Consider the following 24,479-nt stretch of genomic DNA (forward strand, 5'->3'; position numbering starts at 1 on the left):
GCGCTCAGGAAGCGCTTCGAGGCGGCGTTCATGCCCAACTACGGCGTGCCGCCGATCGCGCTCGCACGCGGCGAGGGCACCGCCGTCTGGGACCTCGACGGCCGGCGCTACCTGGACCTCATCGGCGGCATCGCGGTCAGCTCGCTGGGCCACGGCCACCCGGCGCTGGTCGAGGCGGTGTCCCGGCAGGTGGCGACATTGGCGCACACCTCGAACCTGTTCCTGCACGAGCCCGAGGTGCTGCTGGCCGAGCGCCTGGGCGGCCTGCTCGGCGCGCCCGCACGGGTCTTCCTGGCCAACTCCGGCACCGAGGCCAACGAGGCCGCGCTCAAGCTCGCCATCAAGTACGGCAAGGCGAACGGCAGGAGCTACTTCGTCGCCGCCGAGATGGGCTTCCACGGCCGCACGCTCGGCGCCCTGTCGCTGACCGGCAAGCCCGCGATCCGCGACCAGTTCGGCCCGTTCCCGATCGACGTCCGCTTCGTCCCGTACGGCGACGCCGACGCGCTCAAGAGCGCGGTGACCGACGAGTGCGCCGCGGTCTTTCTGGAGCCGACCCAGGGCGAGGCCGGCGTCGTGCCGCCGCCCGAGGGGTACCTCCGGGCGGCCAGGGAGATCTGCTCCGCCACTGGGGCGCTCCTGGTGGCCGACGAGATCCAGTCGGCGATCGGCCGCACCGGCCACTGGTTCGCCCACCAGGCGGACGGCGTGCTGCCCGACGTGCTGACCCTGGCCAAGGGCCTCGGCGGCGGCATGCCGATCGGCGCCTGCGTCGGGATCGGCCCGGCCGGGACGATCTTCGAGAAGGGCGACCACGGCTCGACGTTCGGCGGCAACCCGGTCTCGTGCGCGGCGGCGCTGGCCGTGCTGGACACGATCGAGCGCGAGGACCTGCTGGCACACGTCCAGGCCGTCGCCCGGGAGCTCCGCGGCGGCATCGAAGCGATCGGCCACCCGCTGCTCAAGGGCGTGCGCGGCCGCGGCCTCTGGCTGGCCCTCGTGCTCACCGCCGACCGCTCCGCGCGGGTCCAGGAGGCGGCCCAGGAGGCCGGGTTCCTGGTCAACGCGCTCCAGCCCGACGCCGTACGGCTCGCGCCCCCGCTCGTCGTCACATCGTCCGAGGTGCGGTCCTTCGTGGACGCGCTTCCCGGCATTCTGGAGGCCGCCAATGGCTAGTCAGGGACCCGTCGCGGATCCGAAGCAGGTCAGGCACTTCCTGCGGGACGACGACCTGACGCCGGAGGAGCAGGCGCAGGTGCTCGACCTGGCCGACGCGATGAAGAAGGACCGCTTCGGCTACCGGCCCTTCGCCGGCCCCCGCACCGTCGCGGTGCTGTTCGACAAGCCGTCCACCCGCACACGAGTCTCGTTCGCGGTCGGCGTCGGCGAGCTCGGCGGCCTGCCGTTGGTCATCGACGCCGGCTCCTCCCAGATGGGACGGGGCGAGCCGATCGAGGACACCGCCCGGGTCCTGGAACGCCAGGTAGCGGCGATCGTGTGGCGTACCTCCGGCCAGGAGCGCGTCGAGGCGATGGCCTCGATATCGTCCGTCCCCGTGGTGAACGCGCTCACCGACGAGTTCCACCCCTGCCAGATCCTCGCCGACCTGCAGACGATCCGCGAGCACAAGGGCATGCTCAAGGGCCTCACCCTGGCGTACCTGGGCGACGGCGCCAACAACATGGCCCACTCCTACCTGCTCGGCGGCGCCACCGCCGGGATGCATGTACGGATCGGCGCCCCGGCCGGATACCTGCCGGACGCGGTGATCCTCGACCGGGCCGCCGAGATCGCCGCCGCCACGGGCGGCTCCGTCACCGCGGTCAGCGATCCGGCGGCGGCCGCCGCCGGGGCGCATGTGCTCGCCACGGACACCTGGGTGTCCATGGGGCAGGACGGCAAGGAGGAGCGCGTGGCGGCGTTCACGCCGTACCGGCTCGATGCGGACCTGCTCGCCCAGGCGAGCCCGGACGCCATCGTGCTGCACTGCCTGCCCGCGTACCGGGGACTGGAGATCACCGGCGAGGTGATCGACGGTCCGCAGAGCGTGGTCTGGGACCAGGCCGAGAACCGGCTCCACGCGCAGAAGGCGTTGCTGCACTGGCTGGCAGTCCGCAGCGGGCAGGCGTCCGGCGCCCCGGAAGCCGGTACGGCGGGGCCGGTGGCGCGACGCGGGGAGGCGCTGTGACGATCCCGCTGACCAAGGCGGCACGGCACGCCCGGATCGTCGACCTGCTCACCCGGAACAAGATCCGCTCGCAGCCCGAGCTGGCCCGGCTGCTCGCCGAGAGCGGCGTCGAGGTGACCCAGGGGACGCTCTCCCGCGACCTGGACGAGCTGGGCGCGCTCAAGCTGCGGACCGACGACGGCACCTTGGTATACGCGGTTCCGGGAGAGGGAGGCGGCCGGATCCCGCTCTACCGGACCGGCACGGGGGAGAACCCCTACGCCCGGCTCCGCGGCATCGCCGAGGAGCTCCTGGTCTCGGCGGAGGCATCGGCGAATCTGGTCATCCTGCGCACCCCTCCGGGAGCCGCGCAGTTCCTGGCCTCGGCCATCGACCATGCCGACTGGGAGTCCATCCTCGGCACGGTCGCGGGCGACGACACCATCCTGGTGATCAGCCGTGACCCGCTAGGGGGAGAGGAACTTGCGGCCGCCCTGCTCAAACTGGCGGACCGCCGAGGCTGAAGCCGCCGGTTCGAGTCAAGAGGCGATCACACGACACACCGGTGCACGGCACACGAGAGTGATCACATTCGGTGACCGTGAAGCAGTGGAACGGAGCGGCATTCGCGCCGCCGATCCGGAAGCGGAAGTGCCGACAGGCAGTGTGACCTGTGAAAACATAAACGTGACCACGTAATTGGAGAATGATCATGAGTGACAGGGTCGTACTCGCCTACTCCGGCGGCCTCGACACCTCTGTGGCCATCCCGTTCCTCGCCGAGAAGACCGGCGCCGAGGTCATCGCCGTCGCGGTGGACGTCGGCCAGGGCGGTGAGGACATGGAGGCCATCCGGAAGCGCGCGATCGACTGCGGTGCGGTCGAGGCCGTCGTCGTCGACGCCCGCGAGGAGTTCGCCCGGGACTTCTGCGTCCCCGCACTCCAGGCGAACGCGCTGTACATGGATCGCTACCCGCTGGTCAGCGCCCTGTCCCGGCCCCTGATCGTCAAGCACCTCGCGGCGGCGGCCGAGGAGTTCGGCGGCACCCACGTCTCGCACGGCTGCACCGGCAAGGGCAACGACCAGGTGCGCTTCGAGGCCGGCCTCGCCGCGCTGAACCCGGACCTCAAGGTCATCGCCCCGGCCCGCGACTACGCCTGGACCCGCGACAAGGCCATCGCCTTCGCCGAGGAGAAGGGCCTGCCGATCGACGTCACCAAGAAGTCGCCGTACTCCATCGACCAGAACCTGTGGGGCCGCGCCGTCGAGACCGGCTTCCTCGAGGACATCTGGAACGCGCCCATCGAGGACGTGTACGACTACACCTCCGACCCGACCGTGCCGCGCGAGGCCGACGAGGTCGTCATCACCTTCGCCCAGGGTGTGCCGGTGGCCCTTGACGGCCGCACCCTCTCGCCGTTCGAGATCATCGCCGAGCTGAACCGGCGCGCGGGCGCGCAGGGCGTCGGCCGCCTGGACATGGTCGAGGACCGGCTCGTCGGCATCAAGTCGCGCGAGATCTACGAGGCCCCCGGCGCGATCGCGCTGATCACCGCGCACATGGAGCTGGAAAACGTCACCGTCGAGCGTGACCTCGCCCGGTTCAAGCGCTCCGTCGACCAGCGGTGGGGCGAGCTCGTCTACGACGGCCTGTGGTTCTCGCCGCTGAAGAACGCCCTCGACGCGTTCATCGCCGACGCCCAGCAGCACGTCTCCGGCGACATCAGGCTCGTCATGCACGGCGGCCGCGCCGTCGCCACCGGCCGGCGCTCGGACGCCTCGCTGTACGACTTCTCACTGGCCACCTACGACACGGGCGACGCGTTCGACCAGTCGCTGGCCAAGGGCTTCGTCCAGCTCTGGTCGCTGCCCAGCAAGATCGCGGCCGGCCGCGACGCCCGCCAGGGCTAGAAGGTGTGACGTGCGCCCCGGCTCCGGTCGGAGCCGGGGTTCATGTCGGTTAAGGTCGCGGATGAAACTCGGAGGGAGAACGACGGTGGCGGACAACAAGCCGATGCGGCTGTGGGGCGGCAGGTTCGAGGGAGGGCCGGCGGACGCGCTCACCCGCCTGTCGGTGAGCGTGCAGTTCGACTGGCGGCTCGCGCCGTACGATCTGCTGGCCTCGCGCGCGCACGCGAGGGTGCTGCACCGCGCCGGCTTGCTGACGGAGGAGGAGCTCGGGCGGATGATCGGCGCGCTCGACGACCTCGAGCGGGCCTGCAAGGCCGGCGAGTTCCGGCCGACGGTCGCCGACGAGGACGTGCACACCGCGCTGGAGCGCGGCCTGCTCGAACGGCTCGGCACGCTCGGCGGGAAGCTGCGGGCCGGCCGCAGCCGTAATGACCAGGTGGCCACCGACCTGCGGCTGTATCTGCGCGACCACGTCCGCACGATCGTCTCGCGCCTGGTCGAGCTGGAGACCGCGCTGATGAGCCAGGCCGAGGCGCACGCCTCCACGGCCGCCCCCGGCATGACCCACCTGCAGCACGCCCAGCCGGTGTCGTTCGGCCACCAGTTGCTCGCCCACGTCCACCCGCTGACGCGGGACATCGACCGGCTGCGGGACTGGGACCGCCGCGCCGCGATCTCCCCGCTCGGCTCCGGCGCCCTCGCCGGCTCCTCCCTGCCGCTCGACCCGCAGGCCGTCGCGACCGAGCTCGGCTTCGACTCCGCCGCGCCCAACTCGATGGACGCGGTCGCCGACCGCGACTTCGCCGCCGAGTTCCTGTTCTGCGCGGCGATGGTCGGCGTCCACCTGTCCCGGCTGGGCGAGGAGATCGTCCTGTGGGCCTCCCAGGAGTTCCGCTGGATCGAGATGGACGACGCCTACTCCACCGGCTCGTCGATCATGCCGCAGAAGAAGAACCCGGACGTCGCCGAGCTGGCCAGGGGCAAGAGCGGCCGCCTTATCGGGGCGCTGATGACGATGCTGACGACGCTCAAGGGCCTGCCGCTCACCTACAACCGTGACCTGCAGGAGGACAAGGAGCCGGTGTTCGACGCGGTCGACACGCTGCTCCTGGTGCTGCCCGCCGTGTCCGGCCTGGTGTCCACCATGCGGGTCAACACGGCCAAGCTCGAGGCGAGCGCCCCCGACGGCTTCGCCCTCGCGACGGATCTGGCCGAGCTGCTCGTCCGCAAGGGCGTCCCGTTCCGCGACGCGCACGAGGCGGTCGGCCACCTGGTCGTCTGGTGCCAGGTCAACGACAAGGACCTCGGCGACCTCACCGACGACGAGCTGGCCAAGGTCTCGCCGCACTTCACCCCGGACGTCAGGGACGTGCTCAACGTGGCCGGCGCCCTCGCCGCCCGCAAGGCCCACGGCGGCACCGCCCCCGACCGTGTCCGGGACCAGCTCGCCGCGCTGCGCGAGATCGCCGACGTCCAGGCGGCGTGGGCGAGCGGAAGCTGACCATGACGGCAGGTCCGGACGCCCACGGGGGGCCCGCCGCCTCCGGTGAGACCGGTCACGCGAGCCCCGTCGTGGGGCCCGCCGACCTCGCCGTTCTCGGTCCGGGGGCGGGCGCGCCCCTGGACCGGGCGTTCTTCGACCGGCCGTCCCCCGAGGTCGCGGCGGACCTGCTCGGTCGCGTGGTCGCGCACGGCCCGGTGGCCGTCCGGCTCACCGAGGTGGAGGCGTACGGCGGGCCGGGCCAGGACCCGGCCGCGCACACCTACCGCGGCCGAACCCCGCGCAACGCCGTCATGTTCGGCGAACCCGGCCACCTGTACGTGTACTTCACGTACGGCATGCACTTCTGCGCCAACCTCGTCTGCCTGCCGGAGGGGCGCGGCTCGGCCGTGCTCATGCGGGCCGGCGAGGTGATCGCCGGGGCCGACCTCGCCCTCGCCCGCCGCCTCTCCACCGGCGGCGGGGCACCCGACGATCCGGGGGCGGGCGAGAGCGGTATTCGCCCGGGGGGACGCCGGAGCATCCCCGACCGCGACCTCGCCCGAGGGCCGGCGCGGCTGGCCGTCGCCCTCGGCTTCGAACGGCGGCACAACGGCCTCGACTGCTGCGCGCAGGGGCCGATCCGCGTCTTCACCGGCAGGCCCGCCGATCCCGCGCTCATCCGCACCGGACCGCGTACGGGTGTCTCCTCCGGCGCCGAGACGCCCTGGCGGTTCTGGATCGACGGCGACCCCACCGTTTCGCCGTACCGGCCGCACGTGCCCCGGCGTCGTGGCCGGACCGAGGGCCCCCAACCCGAGGTGCGCTGAGCCCCCGGCCCGCCGGAGGCTCCGCCTGTACGACAGGTGAGAGTCCGGCGAACCGCGAGATGTCCGGCCGCTCGACGTGGCGGGACACGTGTTCGCGCTCGTGGCCCTCCCGGCGACGGAGAGGTTCTCTGGCCGGGCAGTACGCCGCGATCCCCGCGGATCGCGGGGATCTCAGCCGGCCGTGGGCCGAGCGGGAGGCAGGACCGACCGGACCGACTCGGGCGACCGGCCCACGACAGCCGTCCCGTCGTCCGCGGTGATGATCGGCCGCTGGATCAGGATCGGGTGGGTGGCCAGCGCAGCGATCCACCGGCCGCGGTTCTCCTTGTCGCAGGGCCACGACGCCATGCCGAGCTCCACCGCCGCCGTCTCCCCGACGCGGGCGATGTCCCACGGCTCCAGGCCGAGCCGCCGGAGCACGTCCTCGAGTTCCTCGGCGGTCGGCGGGTCCTCCAGGTAGCGGCGGACCGTGTACTGGGCGCCCTCCTCGTCCAGGAGCGACAGCGCGGAGCGGCACTTGGAACAGGCCGGATTGATCCAGATTTCCATGGCGCCCATTCTTCCGCCGGAGCGCCGGGCGGAGGGCGAACGCGCGCCGGGACGCTCCCTCCGGGGGATCTCCGGGTGGGGAGGTGTCCCTTCTCACACCCGAAGCCCGGCCACCGTGGACCCACCGGCACGTCCGGCCCCCGCCGCCCGGCCCGGCCAGCTATTGAGTGGCGATAGGGTTTTGTGATCAGGCAGGCTGGTACGGGGGCGAAAGCCGTACATCCATCGAAGACCCATCCATCGACACTGAAGGCCGAGATCGTGACCGACATCCTCGATGAGCTCGAATGGCGCGATGTCATCGCGCAGACCACCGATGCCGACGCGCTGCGCAAGGCACTGGCCGAGGGTCCGATCACGGTCTATGCCGGCTTCGACCCGACCGCGCCGTCCATCCACATGGGAAACCTCGCCACCCTGCTGATCCTCACCCGATTCCAGCGGGCGGGACACCGGCCGATCGCGCTGGTCGGCGGTGCCACCGGTCTCATCGGCGACCCGAGTGGCCGCAGCACCGAGCGTTCGCTGAACTCCTCGGACGTCGTCGCCGACTGGGTGAGCCGGATCCGGGGACAGGTGGAGCGGTTCCTCTCGTTCGACGATGGGCCGACCTCCGCGACGGTGGTCAGCAACCTCGAGTGGACCGGCAAGATGTCCGCGATCGACTTCCTGCGCGACGTCGGCAAGCACTTCCCGGTGAACCGGATGCTGGCCCGCGAGTCGGTGGCCGCGCGCCTCGGCGGTGAGGGGCTCAGCTACACCGAGTTCAGCTACCAGATCCTCCAGTCCAACGACTACCTGGAGCTGTACCGGCGGCACGGCTGCACGCTGCAGCTCGGCGGCAGCGACCAGTGGGGCAACATCACGGCCGGGGTCGACCTGATCCGCCGCGTCGAGGGCGCGCACGTCCACGGGCTCACCGGCAAGCTGATCACCAAGGCCGACGGCACCAAGTTCGGTAAGACCGCCGGGGGAGCCATCTGGCTCGACCCGGCGCTCACCTCGCCGTACGCGTTCTACCAGTACTGGCTGAACGCCGACGACCGGGACGTGGTGCGCTTCCTGAAGGTCTTCACCTTCCGGTCCCAGGAGGAGATCGCCGAGCTGGAGAAGGCCGTCGCCGAGCGTCCTGCCGCGCGCGCCGCGCAGCGGACACTCGCCGAGGACGTGACGACCATGGTCCACGGGGAAGCCGAGCTCGCCCGGGTGATCGCCGCGTCTCGCGCCCTCTTCGGGCAGGGCTCGCTGGAGGAACTCGACGCCCGGACCCTTGAGTCGGCGCTGGCCGAGGTGCCCAAGGCGACCGTTCCCGCCCTCGGGTTGCCGTACGTCGACCTGCTCGCCGAGAGCGGCCTGGTCGATTCCAAGTCGGCCGCGCGGCGTGCCGTCAAGGAGGGCGGCGCGTACCTCAACAACGTGAAGATCACCGACGAGGAGTACGTGCCGAGCCAGGACGACCTGCTGCACGGCCGGTTCCTCGTCCTCCGTCGCGGCAAGCGCACTGTCGGGGGCGTCGAGGTCGCCTGACGGTTCGCAGGAGGCTTCCGACCTGTGGCTCCGCGGCTCAGGGCTGTCCCGGAGAGGACGCGCCCAGGGCTGGGGGTGAAGGCCGGAGCCGTGCCCTTCGGGCGAGATACGAAGTGAGACCAGGGCCTCCCGGCACCGTCCGGCGGGGCCCTGGTCGTGTTGTGATTCCGACGGCGGCAGGTGAGCCCGCTGAGCGCCGCGCCCACGCCGCCATCCGCGGCGCTACGCGAGCGCGGACACGATCGCCCGGATGTCCCCGACGGTGCCGACCCACCCGTCTGGCATGTCCGGCGGCACGGTGCGTTCGTTCGCCCGGCGGCGCCGACCGGGTCGTCTTGTTCACGCCCATCCCCGGCCCAGCCCGGGACGCCGGACGCCTGCGGGATCGCCGCTCCGCGTTCAGCGATGTGGCGGAATCCTGTGCGAAGCCGCGCCGTACCACGCTGTTGGGCTGGGAGCCCGGACGTGACGACGGGCAACCGCACTGACGGCAGCCTTGGGAGGAGGGCAGGCCTCGGGGTGCTCGCTTGCCGGCATCCCGAGCTGATGCCCCTCCCGTCAATCTTTGCCCCGTCGCGTCGCCCAGGGCGGCACCTCGCGGCGTTGACGCCCCGCCCACGAAATGTCCTCGCAGGCTCGGACTTTCCGCGGGGCCCGGGGTTGTCGGCCGTGGGCTCCGCTACGGCCTCCTCCTTCGCCTTGCGATGCACCACCCCGGACCATCGGTCCGTCCGGGCAAACCTTGCCGGTCACGGCACTGGGTGCCGGGGCGCGGTGGAGCGCGTGGTGGCACTCGGGTTGCTTGAGGCGCCGCCGGGGCGCTGCCGATGGTGGTTCTGAGCCGGCGGAAGGCTGCGTCACCGTTCAGGACACGTACGTCGTCGCAGTGGCTCGCGGTGAGAAGCGATCCCGCCTCCGCGTGCTCCCCGGAACCAGGCGATTCCGACGGGTGGCGTGCCATGTGCCCTGGTGAGGGACGTTCCGGACCACCCGGGAGCGGACGTCCCGGTGGTCCCGGAAGGGTGGTCAGCGAGGTCAAAAGTGTCTGTGACGGCGGTAACAGTCGTGTCGCGAACCGGGCCAGGTTTTCGTGATCAGCCCTCTGACCTGCACCTTTGTGTGGATAGCCCGGATTTGACGATGCGCCGAGTCTTGCCTAATGTTCTCTTCGCCCCGAGAGACAGGGAAGCCGCAAGGCGAGCCGGGTCTCCAGGGGCCAGCCACTTCCGAAAGCCACATGGATCCGGCTCCAGGGTCGATCCCGTCGCTTCGCAAGGTGTCCAGATTTCAGCCCGCCAGGCTGACTGGACAGGGAGCAGACAGTGAGGTAGTCTGGAGTGGTTGCCCCGGAGACGGGGATCGGATCCCACGGTGAGGTCCAGCCGATGATCGGTTGGAACTCTCGGGATTGAACAGACGAGATCAATGCCCCAGAGGGGTCGGTCGAGACGGCCGGTCGTGATGGTGCTCGCGTCCGTTTCTTGAGAACTCAACAGTGTGCTAAAAGCCAGTGCATGATGCACAACCCCGTCCTTACCTGCATCTTCGGGTGTGGGGGGATGGATTCCTTTGGTTGACATTCATGTCGAATGTTGGCCAGGAAAAACTCGAAAACATTGTTTGGAGAGTTTGATCCTGGCTCAGGACGAACGCTGGCGGCGTGCTTAACACATGCAAGTCGAGCGGAAAGGCCCTTCGGGGTACTCGAGCGGCGAACGGGTGAGTAACACGTGAGTAACCTGCCCCTGACTCTGGGATAAGCCTGGGAAACTGGGTCTAATACCGGATATGACTACTTCGGGCATCCGATGGTGGTGGAAAGTTTTTTCGGTTGGGGATGGACTCGCGGCCTATCAGCTTGTTGGTGGGGTAGTGGCCTACCAAGGCGACGACGGGTAGCCGGCCTGAGAGGGCGACCGGCCACACTGGGACTGAGACACGGCCCAGACTCCTACGGGAGGCAGCAGTGGGGAATATTGCGCAATGGGCGAAAGCCTGACGCAGCGACGCCGCGTGGGGGATGACGGCCTTCGGGTTGTAAACCTCTTTCAGCAGGGACGAAGTTGACGTGTACCTGTAGAAGAAGCGCCGGCTAACTACGTGCCAGCAGCCGCGGTAATACGTAGGGCGCAAGCGTTGTCCGGAATTATTGGGCGTAAAGAGCTCGTAGGTGGCTTGTCGCGTCTGCCGTGAAAGCTTAGGGCTTAACCCTAGGTCTGCGGTGGATACGGGCAGGCTAGAGGCTGGTAGGGGCAAGCGGAATTCCTGGTGTAGCGGTGAAATGCGCAGATATCAGGAGGAACACCGGTGGCGAAGGCGGCTTGCTGGGCCAGTTCTGACGCTGAGGAGCGAAAGCGTGGGGAGCGAACAGGATTAGATACCCTGGTAGTCCACGCTGTAAACGTTGGGCGCTAGGTGTGGGGACCTTCCACGGTTTCCGCGCCGTAGCTAACGCATTAAGCGCCCCGCCTGGGGAGTACGGCCGCAAGGCTAAAACTCAAAGGAATTGACGGGGGCCCGCACAAGCGGCGGAGCATGTTGCTTAATTCGACGCAACGCGAAGAACCTTACCAAGGTTTGACATACACCGGAAAGCCTCAGAGATGGGGCCCTCTTCGGACTGGTGTACAGGTGGTGCATGGCTGTCGTCAGCTCGTGTCGTGAGATGTTGGGTTAAGTCCCGCAACGAGCGCAACCCTTGTTCCATGTTGCCAGCACGCCCTTTGGGGTGGTGGGGACTCATGGGAGACTGCCGGGGTCAACTCGGAGGAAGGTGGGGATGACGTCAAGTCATCATGCCCCTTATGTCTTGGGCTGCAAACATGCTACAATGGCCGGTACAGAGGGTTGCGATGCCGTGAGGTGGAGCGAATCCCTAAAAGCCGGTCTCAGTTCGGATTGGGGTCTGCAACTCGACCCCATGAAGTCGGAGTCGCTAGTAATCGCAGATCAGCAATGCTGCGGTGAATACGTTCCCGGGCCTTGTACACACCGCCCGTCACGTCACGAAAGTCGGCAACACCCGAAGCCCGTGGCCCAACCGGTTTTCCGGGGGGAGCGGTCGAAGGTGGGGCTGGCGATTGGGACGAAGTCGTAACAAGGTAGCCGTACCGGAAGGTGCGGCTGGATCACCTCCTTTCTAAGGAGCATCTGGCTTCTACCGGCTTGACGTTGGTAGTAGTCCATGTCGTGTTCATCGGCGAGTGTCCGATGCGCGGCGAGCTCATTAGTGGAGCACTGGTTATTCAGTTGGTTCGGGTTTCCGGGCTGCTAGTACCGTCTGACCGTTCCTCGTTTCGAGGTTTGGTTGGGAGTGGGAACGTGGTTGTCGGGGGGCTGGGGCTGGCTGGGCACACTGTTGGGTCCTGAGGGAACGGGCGTTTGCTTGTCTCTCGTTGACGGGACCGGTCTTCTGCCATACCTGCCGGGTTTTCTGGTGTTGGTGGCGGGGTTGATTCGGTTGGCTGTTTGTTGTTTGTGAATTGCATAGTGGACGCGAGCATCTTTTGTGGCCAAGTTTTTTAGGGCACACGGTGGATGCCTTGGCATCAGGAGCCGATGAAGGACGTGGGAGGCTGCGTTAAGCCTCGGGGAGTCGCCAACCAGACGTTGATCCGGGGATGTCCGAATGGGGAAACCTAGCACCAGTTATGTGGTGTTGCCTCCGCCTGAATGTATAGGGCGGTTGGTGGTAACGCGGGGAAGTGAAACATCTCAGTACCCGTAGGAAGAGAAAACAAGAGTGATTCCGTGAGTAGTGGTGAGCGAAAGCGGATGAGGCTAAACCGTGCATGTGTGATAGCCGGCAGGCGTTGCGTGTGCGGGGTTGCGGGACCCTCTGGCAGTCTCTGCCGAGACTGCGAGAAGTGATAAACCTGTGGGATAGTCGAAGCCTCTGGGAAGGGGCGCCGTAGACCGTGAGAGCCGGGTAGACGAAATTTTGCAGGCTTCTTGAGGGGATCCCAAGTAGCACGGGGCCCGAGAAATCCTGTGTGAATCTGCCAGGACCACCTGGTAAGCCTAAATACTCCCTGATGACCGATAGTGAACGAGTACCGTGAGGGAAAGGTGAAAAGCGCCCCGGTGAGGGGTCGTGAAATAGTACCTGAAACCGTGTGCCTACAAGCCGTAGGAGCGTAGACGTCTTCGGGCGTCTGTGATGTGACTGCGTGCCTTTTGAAGAATGAGCCTGCGAGTTATGGTGTGTGGCGAGGTTAACCCGTGTGGGGGAGCCGTAGCGAAAGCGAGTCTGAATAGGGCGTTTGAGTCGCATGCTGTAGACCCGAAGCGGAGTGATCTACGCATGGGCAGGTTGAAGCGTGGGTAAGACTGCGTGGAGGACCGAACCCACCAGGGTTGAAAACCTGGGGGATGACCTGTGTGTAGGGGTGAAAGGCCAATCAAACTCCGTGATAGCTGGTTCTCCCCGAAATGCATTTAGGTGCAGCGTTGCGTGTTTCTTGCCGGAGGTAGAGCACTGGATGGCCGATGGGCCCGACAAGGTTACTGACGTCAGCCAAACTCCGAATGCCGGTAAGTGAGAGCGTGGCAGTGAGACTGCGGGGGATAAGCTTCGTAGTCGAGAGGGAAACAGCCCAGATCACCGACTAAGGCCCCTAAGCGTGTGCTAAGTGGGAAAGGATGTGGAGTTGCTGTGACAACCAGGAGGTTGGCTTAGAAGCAGCCACCCTTGAAAGAGTGCGTAATAGCTCACTGGTCAAGTGATTCCGCGCCGATAATGTAGCGGGGCTCAAGTACACCGCCGAAGTCGTGGCACTCACACGTTTGTGTGGGTGGGTAGGGGAGCGTCGTGCGACCGGTGAAGCGGCGGAGTGATCCAGCCGTGGAGGTTGTGCGAGTGAGAATGCAGGCATGAGTAGCGAATCAGAAGTGAGAAACTTCTGCGCCGGATGACCAAGGGTTCCTGGGCTAGGCTAATCCGCCCAGGGTAAGTCGGGGCCTAAGGCGAGGCCGACAGGCGTAGTCGATGGATAACGGGTTGATATTCCCGTACCCGCTGTGATGCGCCCATATCGAATCCAGTGATACTAAGGGTCCTTAACCCCTGCTGTCCTTCGGGATGGTGGTGAGGGTGAACGCCTGGCCTGATCTGGTAGTAGGTAAGCGATGGGGTGACGCAGGAAGGTAGCCCATCCCGGGCGATGGTTGTTCCCGGGGTAAGCATGTAGGGCGGCAGATAGGCAAATCCGTCTGCCATGTAGCCTGAGATGTGATGCCGAGCCGATTGTGGTGAAGTGGGTGATCCTATGCTGCCAAGAAAAGCCTCTAGTGAGTGTCGTAGCGGCCCGTACCCGAAACCGACTCAGGTGGTCAGGTAGAGAATACTAAGGCGTTCGGGTGAACTGTGGTTAAGGAACTCGGCAAATTGCCCCCGTAACTTCGGGAGAAGGGGGGCCTCTGTTGGTGTAGGAGTTTTCCTCCGAAGCTGGTGGAGGCCGCAGTGGCCAGGGGGAAGCGACTGTTTACTAAAAACACAGGTCCGTGCGAAGTCGTAAGACGATGTATACGGACTGACGCCTGCCCGGTGCCGGAACGTTAAGGGGACCGGTTAGTGTGCCTTCGGGTATGCGAAGCTGAGAACTTAAGCGCCGGTAAACGGCGGTGGTAACTATAACCATCCTAAGGTAGCGAAATTCCTTGTCGGGTAAGTTCCGACCTGCACGAATGGCGTAACGACTTCCCCGCTGTCTCAACCACAGACCCGGTGAAATTGCACTACGAGTAAAGATGCTCGTTACGCGCAGCAGGACGGAAAGACCCCGGGACCTTCACTACAGCTTGACATTGGCGTTTGGAGCGTCTTGTGTAGGATAGGTGGGAGACTGGGAAGCCTCGACGCTAGTTGGGGTGGAGTCATTGGTGAAATACCACTCTGGTCGTTTTGAACGTCTAACCCGCGCCCGTGTATCCGGGTGGGGGACAGTGTCTGGTGGGTAGTTTAACTGGGGCGGTTGCCTCCTAAAGAGTAACGGAGGCGCCCAAAGGTTCCCTCAGCCTGGTTGGTAATCAGGTGTCGAGTGTAAGTGCACAAGGGAGCTTGACTGTGAGACTGACGGGTCGAGCAGGAGCGAAAGCTGGGACTAGTGATCCGGCATCGGCTTGTGGAAGCGGTGTCGCTCAACGGCTAAAAGGTACCCCGGGGATAACAGGCTGATCTTCCCCAAGAGTCCATATCGACGGGATGGTTTGGCACCTCGATGTCGGCTCGTCGCATCCTGGGGCTGGAGTAGGTCCCAAGGGTTGGGCTGTTCGCCCATTAAAGCGGTACGCGAGCTGGGTTTAGAACGTCGCGAGACAGTTCGGTCCCTATCCGCTGCGCGCGCAGGAGACTTGAGAGAGGCTGTCCCTAGTACGAGAGGACCGGGACGGACGAACCTCTGGTGTGCCAGTTGTTCCGCCAGGAGCACGGCTGGTTGGCTACGTTCGGAAGGGATAACCGCTGAAAGCATCTAAGCGGGAAGCTCGTCTCGAGATGAGGTCTCCCACCCTTTGTGGGGTAAGGCTCCCGGTAGATGACCGGGTTGATAGGCTGGAAGTGGAAGCGCGGTAACGTGTGGAGCTGACCGGTACTAATAGGCCGAGGACTTGTCCATAGATGTTCGCGTCGACTATGCGATTCAGAGACTGCAAACAGTCCTGCCCGCTGTGATGGTGGGTGGCTGGTTGTGTGTTTCATAGGGTTACGGCGGTTATAGCGGTTGGGAAACACCCGGTTACATTCCGAACCCGGTAGTTAAGCCTTCCAGCGCCGATGGTACTGCACTCGGGAGGGTGTGGGAGAGTAGGACGCCGCCGGACAATTTTTGTGAGGAAGGGCCACCTCTTAACAGGGGTGGCCCTTCCTTCGTTTTTGGGGGTCCGGGGGCGGGCCCCTTTTTTTGTTGTGCGGTGTTGGTTGTTGGCGGGTTTTTCTGTGCGCGGCTGGTGGTTGCGGCCGGGGCCGGCGGGGTTGTGGTTTCCCCCGCGGCTGGTGGTGGTGGTGGTGTCGTGTCGGCGGTGGTTTGTGTGGTGATGTTTTGAGGGGTCCGGTGGGCCCCTTTTTTGTTTTGGGGGTTGTGCTTCGGTCATTGTTGCGAGAGGTCCTGGGGGTGTGCCTGTCGCGCTACCTATTGGACGGCTCATCGCTGTTATCGGTGGGTGGTGGTCCCGAGCGCGATGTGGGGGCAGCTGTGCTGGCGGGCGTTATTGAGGTCGGGCAGTTTGCCTGGGTTGATCGTGGGTGGTGTTAGGCGGCGTCTGGTCAGGGCCTGTCGCGGTTCCTGTGGAGGTGCTCTCGGGCTGTGAGGTTGTGCTGTTGTCGGCGCTGCCTGTCTGGGTTGCGTTGTTGCTGCGCTGGCTGAGTTTTTTGAGTGCTGGGCGAGGGGTGCTCCGGTTGAGCCGGGACAGCATGGTGACGGTCGACCTTTTCCCGCGCATGGGCTGGTTGTGCTGGGGGGTGCCGAGGCAGAGGCGCGCCTCTGCCGTTGGTCGTGTTGCTGTGAGTCGATGTGTGGGTGTGGCTTCTCGTGCTGGTCGTACTTGGTCTTGGACGGGGTACGGCGGGAGAGTTTGGCGCGGAGGCGGGGGATTGCGGAGGCCAGGATAGGACCGTTGCCATGTACTACCGCGCCCGCGATGGCCGCGGGAGCGGCATCACTGGGGCCGCAACTATCACGGCCGGCCGGAGCCGCCCCCGCCGCAGCGCCTACGGACCCTAGCCCTGTGACGTGACCCGGGCCTAAGCCGTATCCGAGCAGCTGGGGTGCTTCTCCGCAGTGAGTAAGGCAGGGATTTCGCTGGCGCGGTGACGGCGGCAAACAGGCGATTGGGGCCACGTAAGATACGGGTTCTGACTTCGGCTTGTGTGGTAGTGGCGACTTGCTAGGCTTGAGACCGTCGGGCCACCCCCAATTGGGTGGCCTTCTTCGCGTCAGGCAAGGAGCGAAGGCCACGGCGAGCGACGAGAGCCGGCAGCCATTCAGACTTTCGGCCGGAAGTGGACGTTCAGCATCGTCCGGCTCATAGTCCATCTCCTGCGGGGCGGGACGAGGGACCAGTATCCCTGCCAGCCGTACGCGGTGAGTGAGTAATAGAGGACAGAAGTGAACAGAGAAGACGGACGTGACGGCGTGGGCCGTGGCGAAGAGAACAATGACCGGCCGCGTCGTACCACCGGAGGCGACGAGAGCCGAGGGGGCTCCGTGAGGCGCGATGGCGAGCGGCCTGAGGGCCGTTCCGGCGACCGAGGCGACTTCCGGGGACGCGATCGCGGTGACCGTCCCTTCAGCAGGGACGCGGGAGATCGCCCTCAGCGTTCATACGGCGATCGTGACGCTTTCCGCGCTGACCGTCCGCGGCGTACCTTCGGGGATCGGGACAACGACCGGCCGCAGCGTTCGTATGGTGACCGGGACAACGATCGTCCGCAGCGTTCCTACGGGGACCGGGATTCTGCGCGTGGTTTCCGTGATCGTGATGATCGTGGTCCGCGGCGTGAGGGCGGCGGCTTCGGCGGCCGTTACGGCTCCCGGGATGACCGTGGTCAGCGGTCCTTCGGTGACCGGCCGCAGCGTTCCTACGGGGATCGGGACAACGATCGTCCGCGGCGTTCGTTTGGTGACCGGGACAATGATCGTCCGCAGCGTTCGTACGGGGACCGGGATGCGGCGCGTGGTGACCGGCCGCAGCGTTCCTACGGCGATCGGGATTCTGCGCGTGGTTTCCGTGATCGTGACGACCGTGGTCAGCGGTCCTTCGGTGACCGGCCGCAGCGTTCCTACGGGGATCGGGACAACGACCGGCCCCAGCGTTCCTATGGGGACCGGGATGCGGTGCGTGGTGATCGTCCGCAGCGTTCGTACGGGGACCGGGATGCGGCGCGTGGTGACCGGCCGCAGCGTTCCTACGGCGATCGGGATTCTGCGCGTGGTTTCCGTGATCGTGACGACCGTGGTCAGCGGTCCTTCGGTGACCGGCCGCAGCGTTCCTACGGGGATCGGGACAACGATCGTCCGCAGCGTTCCTATGGGGACCGGGATGCGGCGCGTGGTGACCGGCCGCAGCGTTCCTACGGGGACCGGGATTCTGCGCGTGGTTTCCGTGATCGTGATGATCGTGGTCCGCGGCGTGAGGGCGGCGGCTTCGGCGGGCGTTACGGCTCCCGGGACGACCGTGGTCAGCGGTCCTTCGGTGACCGGCCGCAGCGTTCCTACGGGGATCGGGACAACGATCGTCCCCAGCGTTCCTATGGGGACCGGGATGCGGCGCGTGGTGATCGTCCGCAGCGTTCGTACGGGGACCGGGATGCGGCGCGTGGTGATCGTCCGCAGCGTTCCTACGGGGATCGGGACAACGATCGTCCGCAGCGTTCCTATGGGGACCGGGATGCGGCGCGTGGTGATCGTCCGCAGCGTTCCTACGGCGATCGGGATTCTGCGCGTGGTTTCCGTGATCGTGATGATCGTGGTCCGCGGCGTGAGGGCGGCGGCTTCGGCGGCCGTTACGGCTCCCGGGACCGCGACGCGGATTCGCGCCCGTCGGGTGGACGTTTCCAGCGGAACGATGAGCGCGGTGGGCGCCCGTTCCGGGAGCGTGACGGCGAGGCCGGTTTCCGCGACCGCCCGCGTGAGGACCGCGGCGGGCCTAGGCCGTTCAGCCGCGATGATTTCTCGGGCGGGAGCCGCACCCGATACGGGCAGGAGGCCGAGCCCAATGAGCGCGAGAAGCTGCCCGAGCTGCCGCCCGACATCACGCCGGACGAGCTGGACAGCGAGGCGCGCGCTGAGCTGAGGTCGCTGCCGAACGACCTGGCCAAGCTGGTGGCCAGCCACCTGGTGGCGGCCGCTCGCGCGCTGAGCGAGGAGGAGCCCGAGCGGGCGTACGAGCACGCGAAGGTCGCACGCCGTTTCGCCGGCCGGATCGGCGTGGTGCGCGAGGCGGTCGGGATCGCGGCCTACCACGCGGGTCAGTACGCCGAAGCGCTCGGCGACCTCCGGGCCGCGCGGCGCCTGACGGGTTCGGACGAGTACCTGCCGATCATGGCGGACTGCGAGCGGGGTCTCGGCCGACCGGAACGTGCTCTGGATCTGGTCCGCTCCCGCGAGGCCGAGCGACTGGACCGGGCCGGGAAGATCGAGCTGGCGATCGTCGAGTCCGGCGCCCGCCGTGATCTCGGCCAGCACGACGCCGCGGTGATCACGCTTCAGCGGGTGCCGGAGCTGCGCGATCCGCAGCCGCGGCCGTGGTCGGCCCGGCTCGCGTTCGCGTACGCGGACGCGCTCGCCGACGCCGGTCACCACGCCGCCGCCGCTGACTGGTTCGCCAAGGCGATGGCGTTCGACGAGGACGGCGAGACCGACGCGGCCGAGCGCTATGCCCAGCTGACCGGTGGCGTCATCGAGGACCTCGAAGAGGACTACGACCTCGACGATTCCGGCGACTCCGACGATGCTGGCGTGGCAGAGAAGGTCGCTGAGGAGCTCCCGTCCGGCGAGGATGAGGTCTCCGGCGACGCGGAGGCAGGGGACGAGAGCGAGTCGGCGCTGGAAGTGGCAGCTCCGGAGCCCTCCGCCGCACCGGCCGCCGAGGAGGGCGACGCCGTCTCCGATGAGGAGAAGGGCGACGCCGTCTCCGATGAGGAGAATGAGGATGCGGCCAAGGGGGAGGCGGGCGCTCTGGGGCCGGCCTTCATCGAACCGCACTTCGGTGACGTCCTGGATGGCCCGGAGGACCGGGACAAGCCGGCGTCCTGACGGATACATGCTGAAGGGCGGTGCCACCGGATCTGGTGGCACCGCCCTTTTCCGTACGCGTATCGGCCTCGAGCTCGCGTGCCTGTCCCGGACCGTAGGGGGTACGGCACGCGCCGGGAGATCAGCCTGACGTGCGGTCCAGCCAGTGAATGATGCCCGCGACGTTGGACGGAGCGCCGCTGAGCAGCTCGAACTGCTCGGCGGTCGCCTCGTCTCCCCGCAGGGCGGCGTACCGCTCGTGCGTCCGCTCGCGGACCATCGCGACCGCGTGATCCAGGTCGAGACCTTCTGATCGGGCCTGGCGGGTGAGGTCCACCCAGATGCGGAGTTCCTCCGCCGACCGTTCGAGGGTTTCCGTCACGTTCGACACCGGTCCGTAGTGGCTGAAGAGCAGCCGCTGCGGACCAAGTGCCTCGAACAGGGCGATCGAGTCGAGAGCGACCCCGAGGTCGAAGTCCGGCGGCGGAGTGGCGGGGCGGAGGTCGCCCGTCTCGGGCAGGTAGACACCGGCAGCGTCACCGACGTAGAGGTCGCCGCTGAGCGAGTCGAGGAGACCGACGTGGTGCTTGGCGTGGCCCGGGGAGTAGTGGCTCGACAGCGTCCGCCCGTTACCGAGGTCGATGCTGCCGGTGTCGCCGAGCGCCCGGATCCGGGCCGCGTCGGTGGGCGCCAGGGTGCCGAAGAGCACGTCCAGCTTGTCGCCCCACACCATCTTCGCGCTCGCCATGAGCCGCGACGGGTCGGCGAGGTGCCGGGCGCCCTTCTCGTGTACGACGATCTCGGCGGAGGGATAGAAGCGGGAGATGTCTCCGACACCGCCCGCGTGGTCCAGATGGATGTGCGTCACGACGACGGTGGCCAGGTCGTCGGGGCCGACGCCAAGTGACGTCAGCGCGTCCCTGACGATCGGCGCTGAGGTGGAGGTTCCGGTCTCCACCAGACAGGGCCGGTCGCCCAGGATCAGATAACCGGCGGTGATGCCGGAATATCCCGCCATCCTCGTGTCGATCTCGTAGACGTCCGCGCCCAGCGGTGTCACGTTGTCCACAGTCACCCCAATATCCCCAGAATCTGGTTCGGGCAAATCTCCTTCAGCCTAGTGAAGGACAGTGGTCTCTCGACGAGAGGGGAGAGACCACATGCATCTGAACTCTGTGCTCCTGCGCGGACGGCTGTCCATGGAGCCCGAGCATCGGGAGCTGCCCAGTGGGGTCGTGCTCACGCGCTGGCGGCTCGCGGTCCGGAGGCCCGACGATCACCCGGGCAGTCAGCGCGCCGACGCCATCGAGTGCGCGACGTTCGAGGACGACGTCCGCGCGATCGTGTCCGGCTGGCGCCTCGACGACATCGTCGAGGTCGAGGGCGCGGTGCGCCGCCGCTGGTGGCGTGGTGGCAGTCGCTACGAGATCGAGGTCTGTACGGCGCGCCTGGTCGAACGTCGTTCTGCCCGGAGAGCGCGCGCCGGCAACGATGAGCTCGGCGCGGCTGAGCGCGCCAGGGAGACGCCTGGAGCGGACGACCACCCCGCGGCCCCGCCGCCGGACACGCTGTCTCCGGTCGGTCCTTCTTCCCCGTCGGCGTCACCGGCGTCCTTCGCGGCAACTGCCGCCCCATCTGTGACACCGGCCGATGCTGGAGACGTACCCGCGGTGGAGACACGTCCGGAGGTCGAGGCCGTCGCGGGGAAAGGTCACTCCACGGCGAAGAGGCGCATGACGAGTCCGGTTCGGGGCTTGGGGCTGAACGAGGTGGACTTCCGGGGGACGCGCTCACCCTGGGCGGCCACGGCCAGCGCGTCCTCGGTCGCCAGCGGATTGAGCAGGACGGCGGTCCCGGACAACTGGCACGCGAGTCGTACGGCGGCATAGGGGTCGTGATGGACCACCAGCACCTGGCGCTCGTTGTCGGAGATGCCCCAGACCTTGGGCAGGAGAAACTCGGCGAGGATCGATGTGTCCAGCGCCCGCCAGCGGGCGGACCGCTCGGGCGGCATCGCGTGTTCGACCTGCAACGGGTCGGGGTTGGTCAGCAGGTGCGCGTGGCCGTCTCCGGCGAGCACGAACGCCGGCCCCGTCGCCGTGGCGAGCCCGGACAGCGCGTCGTCGAGCGAGACGAACTCCTGCACCTGCCAGGCTCCCTTGGCCCGCGCCGCCGCCTCCGACAGCGCCAGGCCGGGGATCACCCGGTGGATGGCCTTCAGATCGGGTGGGTAGACCGTGGAGTCCACCAGGAGCGCCAGCCCGTAGTCCCATGGGCCGGACTCCTCGTGCTCCTCGCACAGCTTCTGGTACGTGGAGTAGCGGTGGTGTCCGTCCGCGATCAGCGCCTGCCGGTCTCGCAGGTCTTCGCCGATCGCCGCGATCTCCACCGGGTCGGTCACCGGCCAGAGGCGGTGACGGAATCCGTCGTCCGTCTGGACGTCGAGGATCGGGACGCGCAGCGCGGCGACCTCGTCCACCAGCCGCGACGCGGCCCCCCCGCCCTCGTACAGCAGGAAGATCGGTTCGAGGTTCGCCTCCGTCGTCCGCATCAACGCCAGGCGGTCGGCGATCAGGCCCGGCATGACGTCCTCATGCGGCAGCACCGAGGGGGAGCCCACCCCCAGGGCGCCGATCAGGCCGCGTTGGAGGATCCCGGCACCACTCTGCTCGTACACGTAGAGCGCGGGCAGCGGGTCCACGGTGAGGGCCCCGGACGACAACCACTCGTCCAGTTCGGCTCGCGCGTCCGCGTAGTGGCTCACACCGGGAAGGATCAGGCGCACCACGTTGTTGGGGTGGACGTCGAGCAGATCCTGAGCGTCATCGGGGGAGACGAGGTCGTACGGCGGCGAGGTCACCGCAGCGAGATCGTCCACCGTGAAGCGCACACCGCGGAACGGACGCAGCACCAGGGCCGGCCGTTCAGAAGTCTCCATACCGGGCATGTTGCCATAAATGCCCAGTCTTCCCGAGGCTGCGGTGGCCCGTTGGTCAGGAATTCGCATTGCAGGAGGCCCCACAGAATGATCCAGGGACGACACGGACCATCGGATGACCAGCAGAACGGCCCGGCTGGGGGTGTTTACGAGTGGTTCCAGCGTGGCGTCAAGCTCCTGGAAGAGGGCAGCCCGGCCGCCGCGGCGGCGCTCCTGGAACGTGCGGCTCAGGTGGAGCCCGATTCCCGCAGCATTCGTGAGGCGCTGGCACGGGCGCAGTTCAACTCCCGCAGGTACGTCGATGCGATCGGCAGTTTCCGCTGGATCGTGGACGCCAACCCGGCCGAGGACTACGCCTACTACGGGCTGGGCATGGCATTGTGGCGTACTGGTGACATCGAGGGAGCTCAGGAGCCGCTGGCCGTCGCCGTGGCCATGCGTCCCGATCTGCGACACTACGTCTCCGCGCTGACCCAGGTGCGGGCCACCCTGCGGGCGAGGGAGGCGTGAGTCCCGACATGCCGGCAAGCCTGCTCGAGGCGTACGACACTCTTCTGCTCGACCTGGACGGTGTCGTTTACCTCGGCCGCCATGCCGTCCGGAACGCTCCCGAAGCCCTCGCCGAGGCGCGGGAGCGCGGGGGACGGCTCGCCTTCGTCACGAACAACGCCTCCCGGACGCCGGGCGCGATCGCCGAGCATCTCACCGGTCTCGGCATCCCGGCGACCTGCGACGACGTGGTGACGTCCGCCCAGGCGGCCGCCCGGCTGGTGGCCGAGCGGTTCCCGGCCGGATCTCCCGTGCTGGTCGTCGGCGGCATGGGGCTGCGCGGTGCGGTGCGGGCATACGGGCTGCGTCCCGTGACCACCGCGCTGGACGGTCCCGTCGCTGTCGTCCAGGGCATCTGGGACGGCCTGTCTTACGGCCTGCTCTGCGAGGGGACGCTCGCCGTACGGGCGGGGGCCTGGTTCGTCGCGGCGAACGGGGACACGACGATGCCGACCAATCGGGGCGAACTGCCGGGTAACGGCTCGATGAGCAGGGTGATCGCCACCGCGGCCGGCGTCGAGCCGGTCGTCGCGGGCAAGCCCGAGCCGCCGCTACATCGGGAGTCGATCATCCGAACGGGGGCGGAGCGGCCACTGATCGTGGGCGATCGGCTCGACACCGATATCGAAGGCGCGACCCGGGCGGGCGTGGACAGCCTGCTCGTCCTGACCGGTGTGACGGGGCCGCTGGACCTGCTCACCGCGCCGCCAGAGCATCGGCCCACGCATGTGGCGGCGGACCTGTCCGGGCTGCACGAGCCCCCGGCCCACGTACGGCGCGGCTCCGGCGGATGGGAATGCGGAGGGTGGACGGCCCGCTGCGAAAGCGGCCGGCTCGACCTGTCCGGCGGCGGTGAGCCGATCGACGCGCTGCGCGCGGCGTGCGCGGCGGCATGGGATGCGGCCGGCGACGGCAGGGTGGACGAGGACGCGGTGAAGCCGGTCCTCGCGGCCCTCGGATCGCTGACACGATGACCGCGAACCCCGGCCGGGCGGGCGACGATCGTCGCGCCTGGCCGAGGGAGCCTCAGGGAGGGAAGGGAACCGTCGGAGCGGGCATCCGCGGTGACGTCAGAGAAGCTTGCGGAGCCGCAAGAGGTCGCCGAGGCTGGCGTCGATCTTGACCCGGCCGCCGAAGAGCGCGCGGCCCATGTCGAGTTCGCCGTTGACCATGGAGATCAGGTCCGAGCTGGCGATTGTGATCTTGACCTCGCTGGGCCGGCCGTCCTGAGGAGGGGCGTCGGTGAACGGGTCCAGCCCCGACCGGTGGATCCGGCCGTAGAAGGTCATGCCGAGGTCGGAGATATGGCAGGTAAGCCTGCGCTCGACGACGTGCCTGGCACGGTCCTCGTCGCTGATCTCGTCGAACTGTTCGACGAGTTTCTCGAGCGCCGCCCGGCATTCCTCGACGGTCGCCATGCGTATGCCTCTCTTCCCACGGCCGATCAGATGCCTCTGTACCTACGGACGGTAGCGTTCCTCATGAGCGCTGCGCGAAATGTGACACGTACCGGAGGATCAGCGACAAGGGGGCCGCATGGTGGTCGAGGCTCTGCCAGGCTATGTGCGACTGGCCGATGCCCTCACCACGGCCGCCCCGTTCTCGCCGTGGAGCCGTGCCGTGCACCGAGCGCGCCGCCCCTGCCGGGGTGGCGCGACCGCCGCACTGTACGGACCGTACCCGGCCGACAGAACCGCACTGTACGCATCGCGTCCCAATCACCGGAACCGTGATTTCCGGGCCCGCGTGGGAGAGCCGCCGGGTGGCACCCGGCGAGGCGCCCACCACGAGGCTGTG

General features: G+C 67.5%; 15 protein-coding genes, 3 rRNA genes and 1 pseudogene. 14 read left to right on the forward strand and 5 right to left on the reverse strand.

Annotation, left to right across the window (positions count from 1 at the left end):
- Positions 1-30: 30 nt before the first annotated feature.
- The 6 genes from ACQP1V_RS14575 to ACQP1V_RS14600 all read left to right on the forward strand — a co-directional run bounded on the left by ACQP1V_RS14575 (position 31) and on the right by ACQP1V_RS14600 (position 6,389).
- Complete coding sequence (locus ACQP1V_RS14575; RefSeq protein WP_433425835.1) at positions 31-1,176, forward strand: acetylornithine transaminase; 1,146 nt, start codon at positions 31-33, stop codon at positions 1,174-1,176.
- Positions 1,169-2,188 carry an ornithine carbamoyltransferase gene (argF, locus tag ACQP1V_RS14580; RefSeq protein ID WP_433423009.1) on the forward strand — a complete coding sequence of 340 codons (1,020 nt, stop codon included), beginning with the start codon at positions 1,169-1,171 and terminating at the stop codon, positions 2,186-2,188. Before ACQP1V_RS14575 ends, argF begins: the two co-directional genes overlap by 8 nt.
- On the forward strand, positions 2,185-2,691 hold the full coding sequence (locus tag ACQP1V_RS14585; protein WP_067133922.1) for an arginine repressor: 507 nt from the start codon (positions 2,185-2,187) through the stop codon (positions 2,689-2,691). Before argF ends, ACQP1V_RS14585 begins: the two co-directional genes overlap by 4 nt.
- A gap of 188 nt (positions 2,692-2,879) precedes the next feature.
- A complete protein-coding gene (locus ACQP1V_RS14590) occupies positions 2,880-4,079 on the forward strand; it encodes an argininosuccinate synthase (RefSeq protein ID WP_433423011.1) in 1,200 nt (399 codons plus the stop codon).
- Between the two features lie 85 nt (positions 4,080-4,164).
- The gene (argH, locus tag ACQP1V_RS14595) at positions 4,165-5,580 is read left to right on the forward strand and encodes an argininosuccinate lyase (RefSeq protein WP_387413531.1); all 1,416 of its coding nucleotides are present in this window, start codon (positions 4,165-4,167) and stop codon (positions 5,578-5,580) included.
- 2 nt (positions 5,581-5,582) lie between these two features.
- On the forward strand, positions 5,583-6,389 hold the full coding sequence (locus ACQP1V_RS14600; RefSeq protein ID WP_433423014.1) for a DNA-3-methyladenine glycosylase: 807 nt from the start codon (positions 5,583-5,585) through the stop codon (positions 6,387-6,389).
- A 171-nt stretch (positions 6,390-6,560) separates the two neighbouring features.
- Here the strand turns inward: ACQP1V_RS14600 and ACQP1V_RS14605 are convergent, their stop codons facing one another.
- The gene (locus ACQP1V_RS14605) at positions 6,561-6,938 is read right to left on the reverse strand and encodes an arsenate reductase family protein (protein WP_433423016.1); all 378 of its coding nucleotides are present in this window, start codon (positions 6,936-6,938) and stop codon (positions 6,561-6,563) included.
- A gap of 261 nt (positions 6,939-7,199) precedes the next feature.
- On the opposite strand from ACQP1V_RS14605, the gene tyrS reads away from it, so the two are divergent.
- The 4 genes from tyrS (at position 7,200) to rrf (ending at position 15,284) form a co-directional block, all read left to right on the forward strand.
- Positions 7,200-8,465, forward strand: a complete 1,266-nt coding sequence (gene tyrS, locus ACQP1V_RS14610; RefSeq protein WP_067133916.1) for a tyrosine--tRNA ligase — start codon at positions 7,200-7,202, stop codon at positions 8,463-8,465.
- A 1,617-nt stretch (positions 8,466-10,082) separates the two neighbouring features.
- Positions 10,083-11,604: ribosomal RNA gene (locus tag ACQP1V_RS14615) — 16S ribosomal RNA — on the forward strand.
- A gap of 371 nt (positions 11,605-11,975) precedes the next feature.
- Positions 11,976-15,079, forward strand: a 23S ribosomal RNA gene (locus ACQP1V_RS14620).
- Between the two features lie 88 nt (positions 15,080-15,167).
- Positions 15,168-15,284, forward strand: a 5S ribosomal RNA gene (gene rrf / locus ACQP1V_RS14625).
- Together the 16S, 23S and 5S rRNA genes form the textbook arrangement of a ribosomal RNA operon.
- A 1,496-nt stretch (positions 15,285-16,780) precedes the next feature.
- Here the strand turns inward: rrf and ACQP1V_RS14630 are convergent.
- A complete protein-coding gene (locus tag ACQP1V_RS14630; RefSeq protein WP_433423019.1) occupies positions 16,781-18,295 on the reverse strand; it encodes a hypothetical protein in 1,515 nt (504 codons plus the stop codon).
- On the opposite strand from ACQP1V_RS14630, the gene ACQP1V_RS14635 reads away from it, so the two are divergent.
- Positions 18,284-19,216, forward strand: a complete 933-nt coding sequence (locus tag ACQP1V_RS14635; RefSeq protein WP_433423022.1) for a hypothetical protein — start codon at positions 18,284-18,286, stop codon at positions 19,214-19,216. The two genes, ACQP1V_RS14630 and ACQP1V_RS14635, sit on opposite strands and share 12 nt — an antisense overlap.
- Before the next feature lie 121 nt (positions 19,217-19,337).
- Here ACQP1V_RS14635 and ACQP1V_RS14640 read toward each other — a convergent pair whose 3' ends face one another.
- A complete protein-coding gene (locus tag ACQP1V_RS14640) occupies positions 19,338-20,264 on the reverse strand; it encodes an MBL fold metallo-hydrolase (RefSeq protein ID WP_387416628.1) in 927 nt (308 codons plus the stop codon).
- A 91-nt stretch (positions 20,265-20,355) separates the two neighbouring features.
- Between ACQP1V_RS14640 and ACQP1V_RS14645 the strand changes: the two are divergent.
- Positions 20,356-20,622 (forward strand): annotated as a pseudogene (locus ACQP1V_RS14645) (single-stranded DNA-binding protein); the annotation flags it as partial.
- 284 nt (positions 20,623-20,906) lie between these two features.
- On the opposite strand, the gene ACQP1V_RS14650 reads toward ACQP1V_RS14645, so the two are convergent.
- Positions 20,907-22,133 (reverse strand): DUF1015 family protein, encoded by a 1,227-nt coding sequence (locus ACQP1V_RS14650; RefSeq protein WP_245658765.1) that lies wholly within the window; start codon positions 22,131-22,133, stop codon positions 20,907-20,909.
- Between the two features lie 87 nt (positions 22,134-22,220).
- Between ACQP1V_RS14650 and ACQP1V_RS14655 the strand changes: the two genes are divergently transcribed.
- Positions 22,221-22,643: a tetratricopeptide repeat protein gene (locus ACQP1V_RS14655; protein WP_387416562.1), complete on the forward strand. Its 423-nt coding sequence runs from the start codon at positions 22,221-22,223 to the stop codon at positions 22,641-22,643.
- Between the two features lie 8 nt (positions 22,644-22,651).
- Positions 22,652-23,656 (forward strand): HAD-IIA family hydrolase, encoded by a 1,005-nt coding sequence (locus ACQP1V_RS14660; protein ID WP_433425837.1) that lies wholly within the window; start codon positions 22,652-22,654, stop codon positions 23,654-23,656.
- Positions 23,657-23,752: 96 nt separating this feature from the next.
- Here the strand turns inward: ACQP1V_RS14660 and ACQP1V_RS14665 are convergent, their stop codons facing one another.
- The gene (locus ACQP1V_RS14665) at positions 23,753-24,100 is read right to left on the reverse strand and encodes an SCP2 sterol-binding domain-containing protein (RefSeq protein WP_067141738.1); all 348 of its coding nucleotides are present in this window, start codon (positions 24,098-24,100) and stop codon (positions 23,753-23,755) included.
- Positions 24,101-24,479: the final 379 nt, after the last annotated feature.

The sequence above is a fragment of the Microtetraspora malaysiensis genome (assembly GCF_050947145.1).
Taxonomy (GTDB): Bacteria; Actinomycetota; Actinomycetes; order Streptosporangiales; family Streptosporangiaceae; genus Microtetraspora_A; species Microtetraspora_A malaysiensis.

What these genes read in the sequence shown, in the direction of transcription:
- ACQP1V_RS14575 (WP_433425835.1), top strand. Translation starts at nt 31, where the DNA reads ATGCCCAACTACGGCGTGCCGCCGATCGCGCTCGCACGCGGCGAGGGC.
- argF (WP_433423009.1), top strand. Translation starts at nt 1,169, where the DNA reads ATGGCTAGTCAGGGACCCGTCGCGGATCCGAAGCAGGTCAGGCACTTC.
- ACQP1V_RS14590 (WP_433423011.1), top strand. Translation starts at nt 2,880, where the DNA reads ATGAGTGACAGGGTCGTACTCGCCTACTCCGGCGGCCTCGACACCTCT.
- ACQP1V_RS14600 (WP_433423014.1), top strand. Translation starts at nt 5,583, where the DNA reads ATGACGGCAGGTCCGGACGCCCACGGGGGGCCCGCCGCCTCCGGTGAG.
- ACQP1V_RS14605 (WP_433423016.1), bottom strand. Translation starts at nt 6,938, where the DNA reads ATGGAAATCTGGATCAATCCGGCCTGTTCCAAGTGCCGCTCCGCGCTG.
- ACQP1V_RS14650 (WP_245658765.1), bottom strand. Translation starts at nt 22,133, where the DNA reads ATGGAGACTTCTGAACGGCCGGCCCTGGTGCTGCGTCCGTTCCGCGGT.
- ACQP1V_RS14655 (WP_387416562.1), top strand. Translation starts at nt 22,221, where the DNA reads ATGATCCAGGGACGACACGGACCATCGGATGACCAGCAGAACGGCCCG.
- ACQP1V_RS14660 (WP_433425837.1), top strand. Translation starts at nt 22,652, where the DNA reads ATGCCGGCAAGCCTGCTCGAGGCGTACGACACTCTTCTGCTCGACCTG.
- ACQP1V_RS14665 (WP_067141738.1), bottom strand. Translation starts at nt 24,100, where the DNA reads ATGGCGACCGTCGAGGAATGCCGGGCGGCGCTCGAGAAACTCGTCGAA.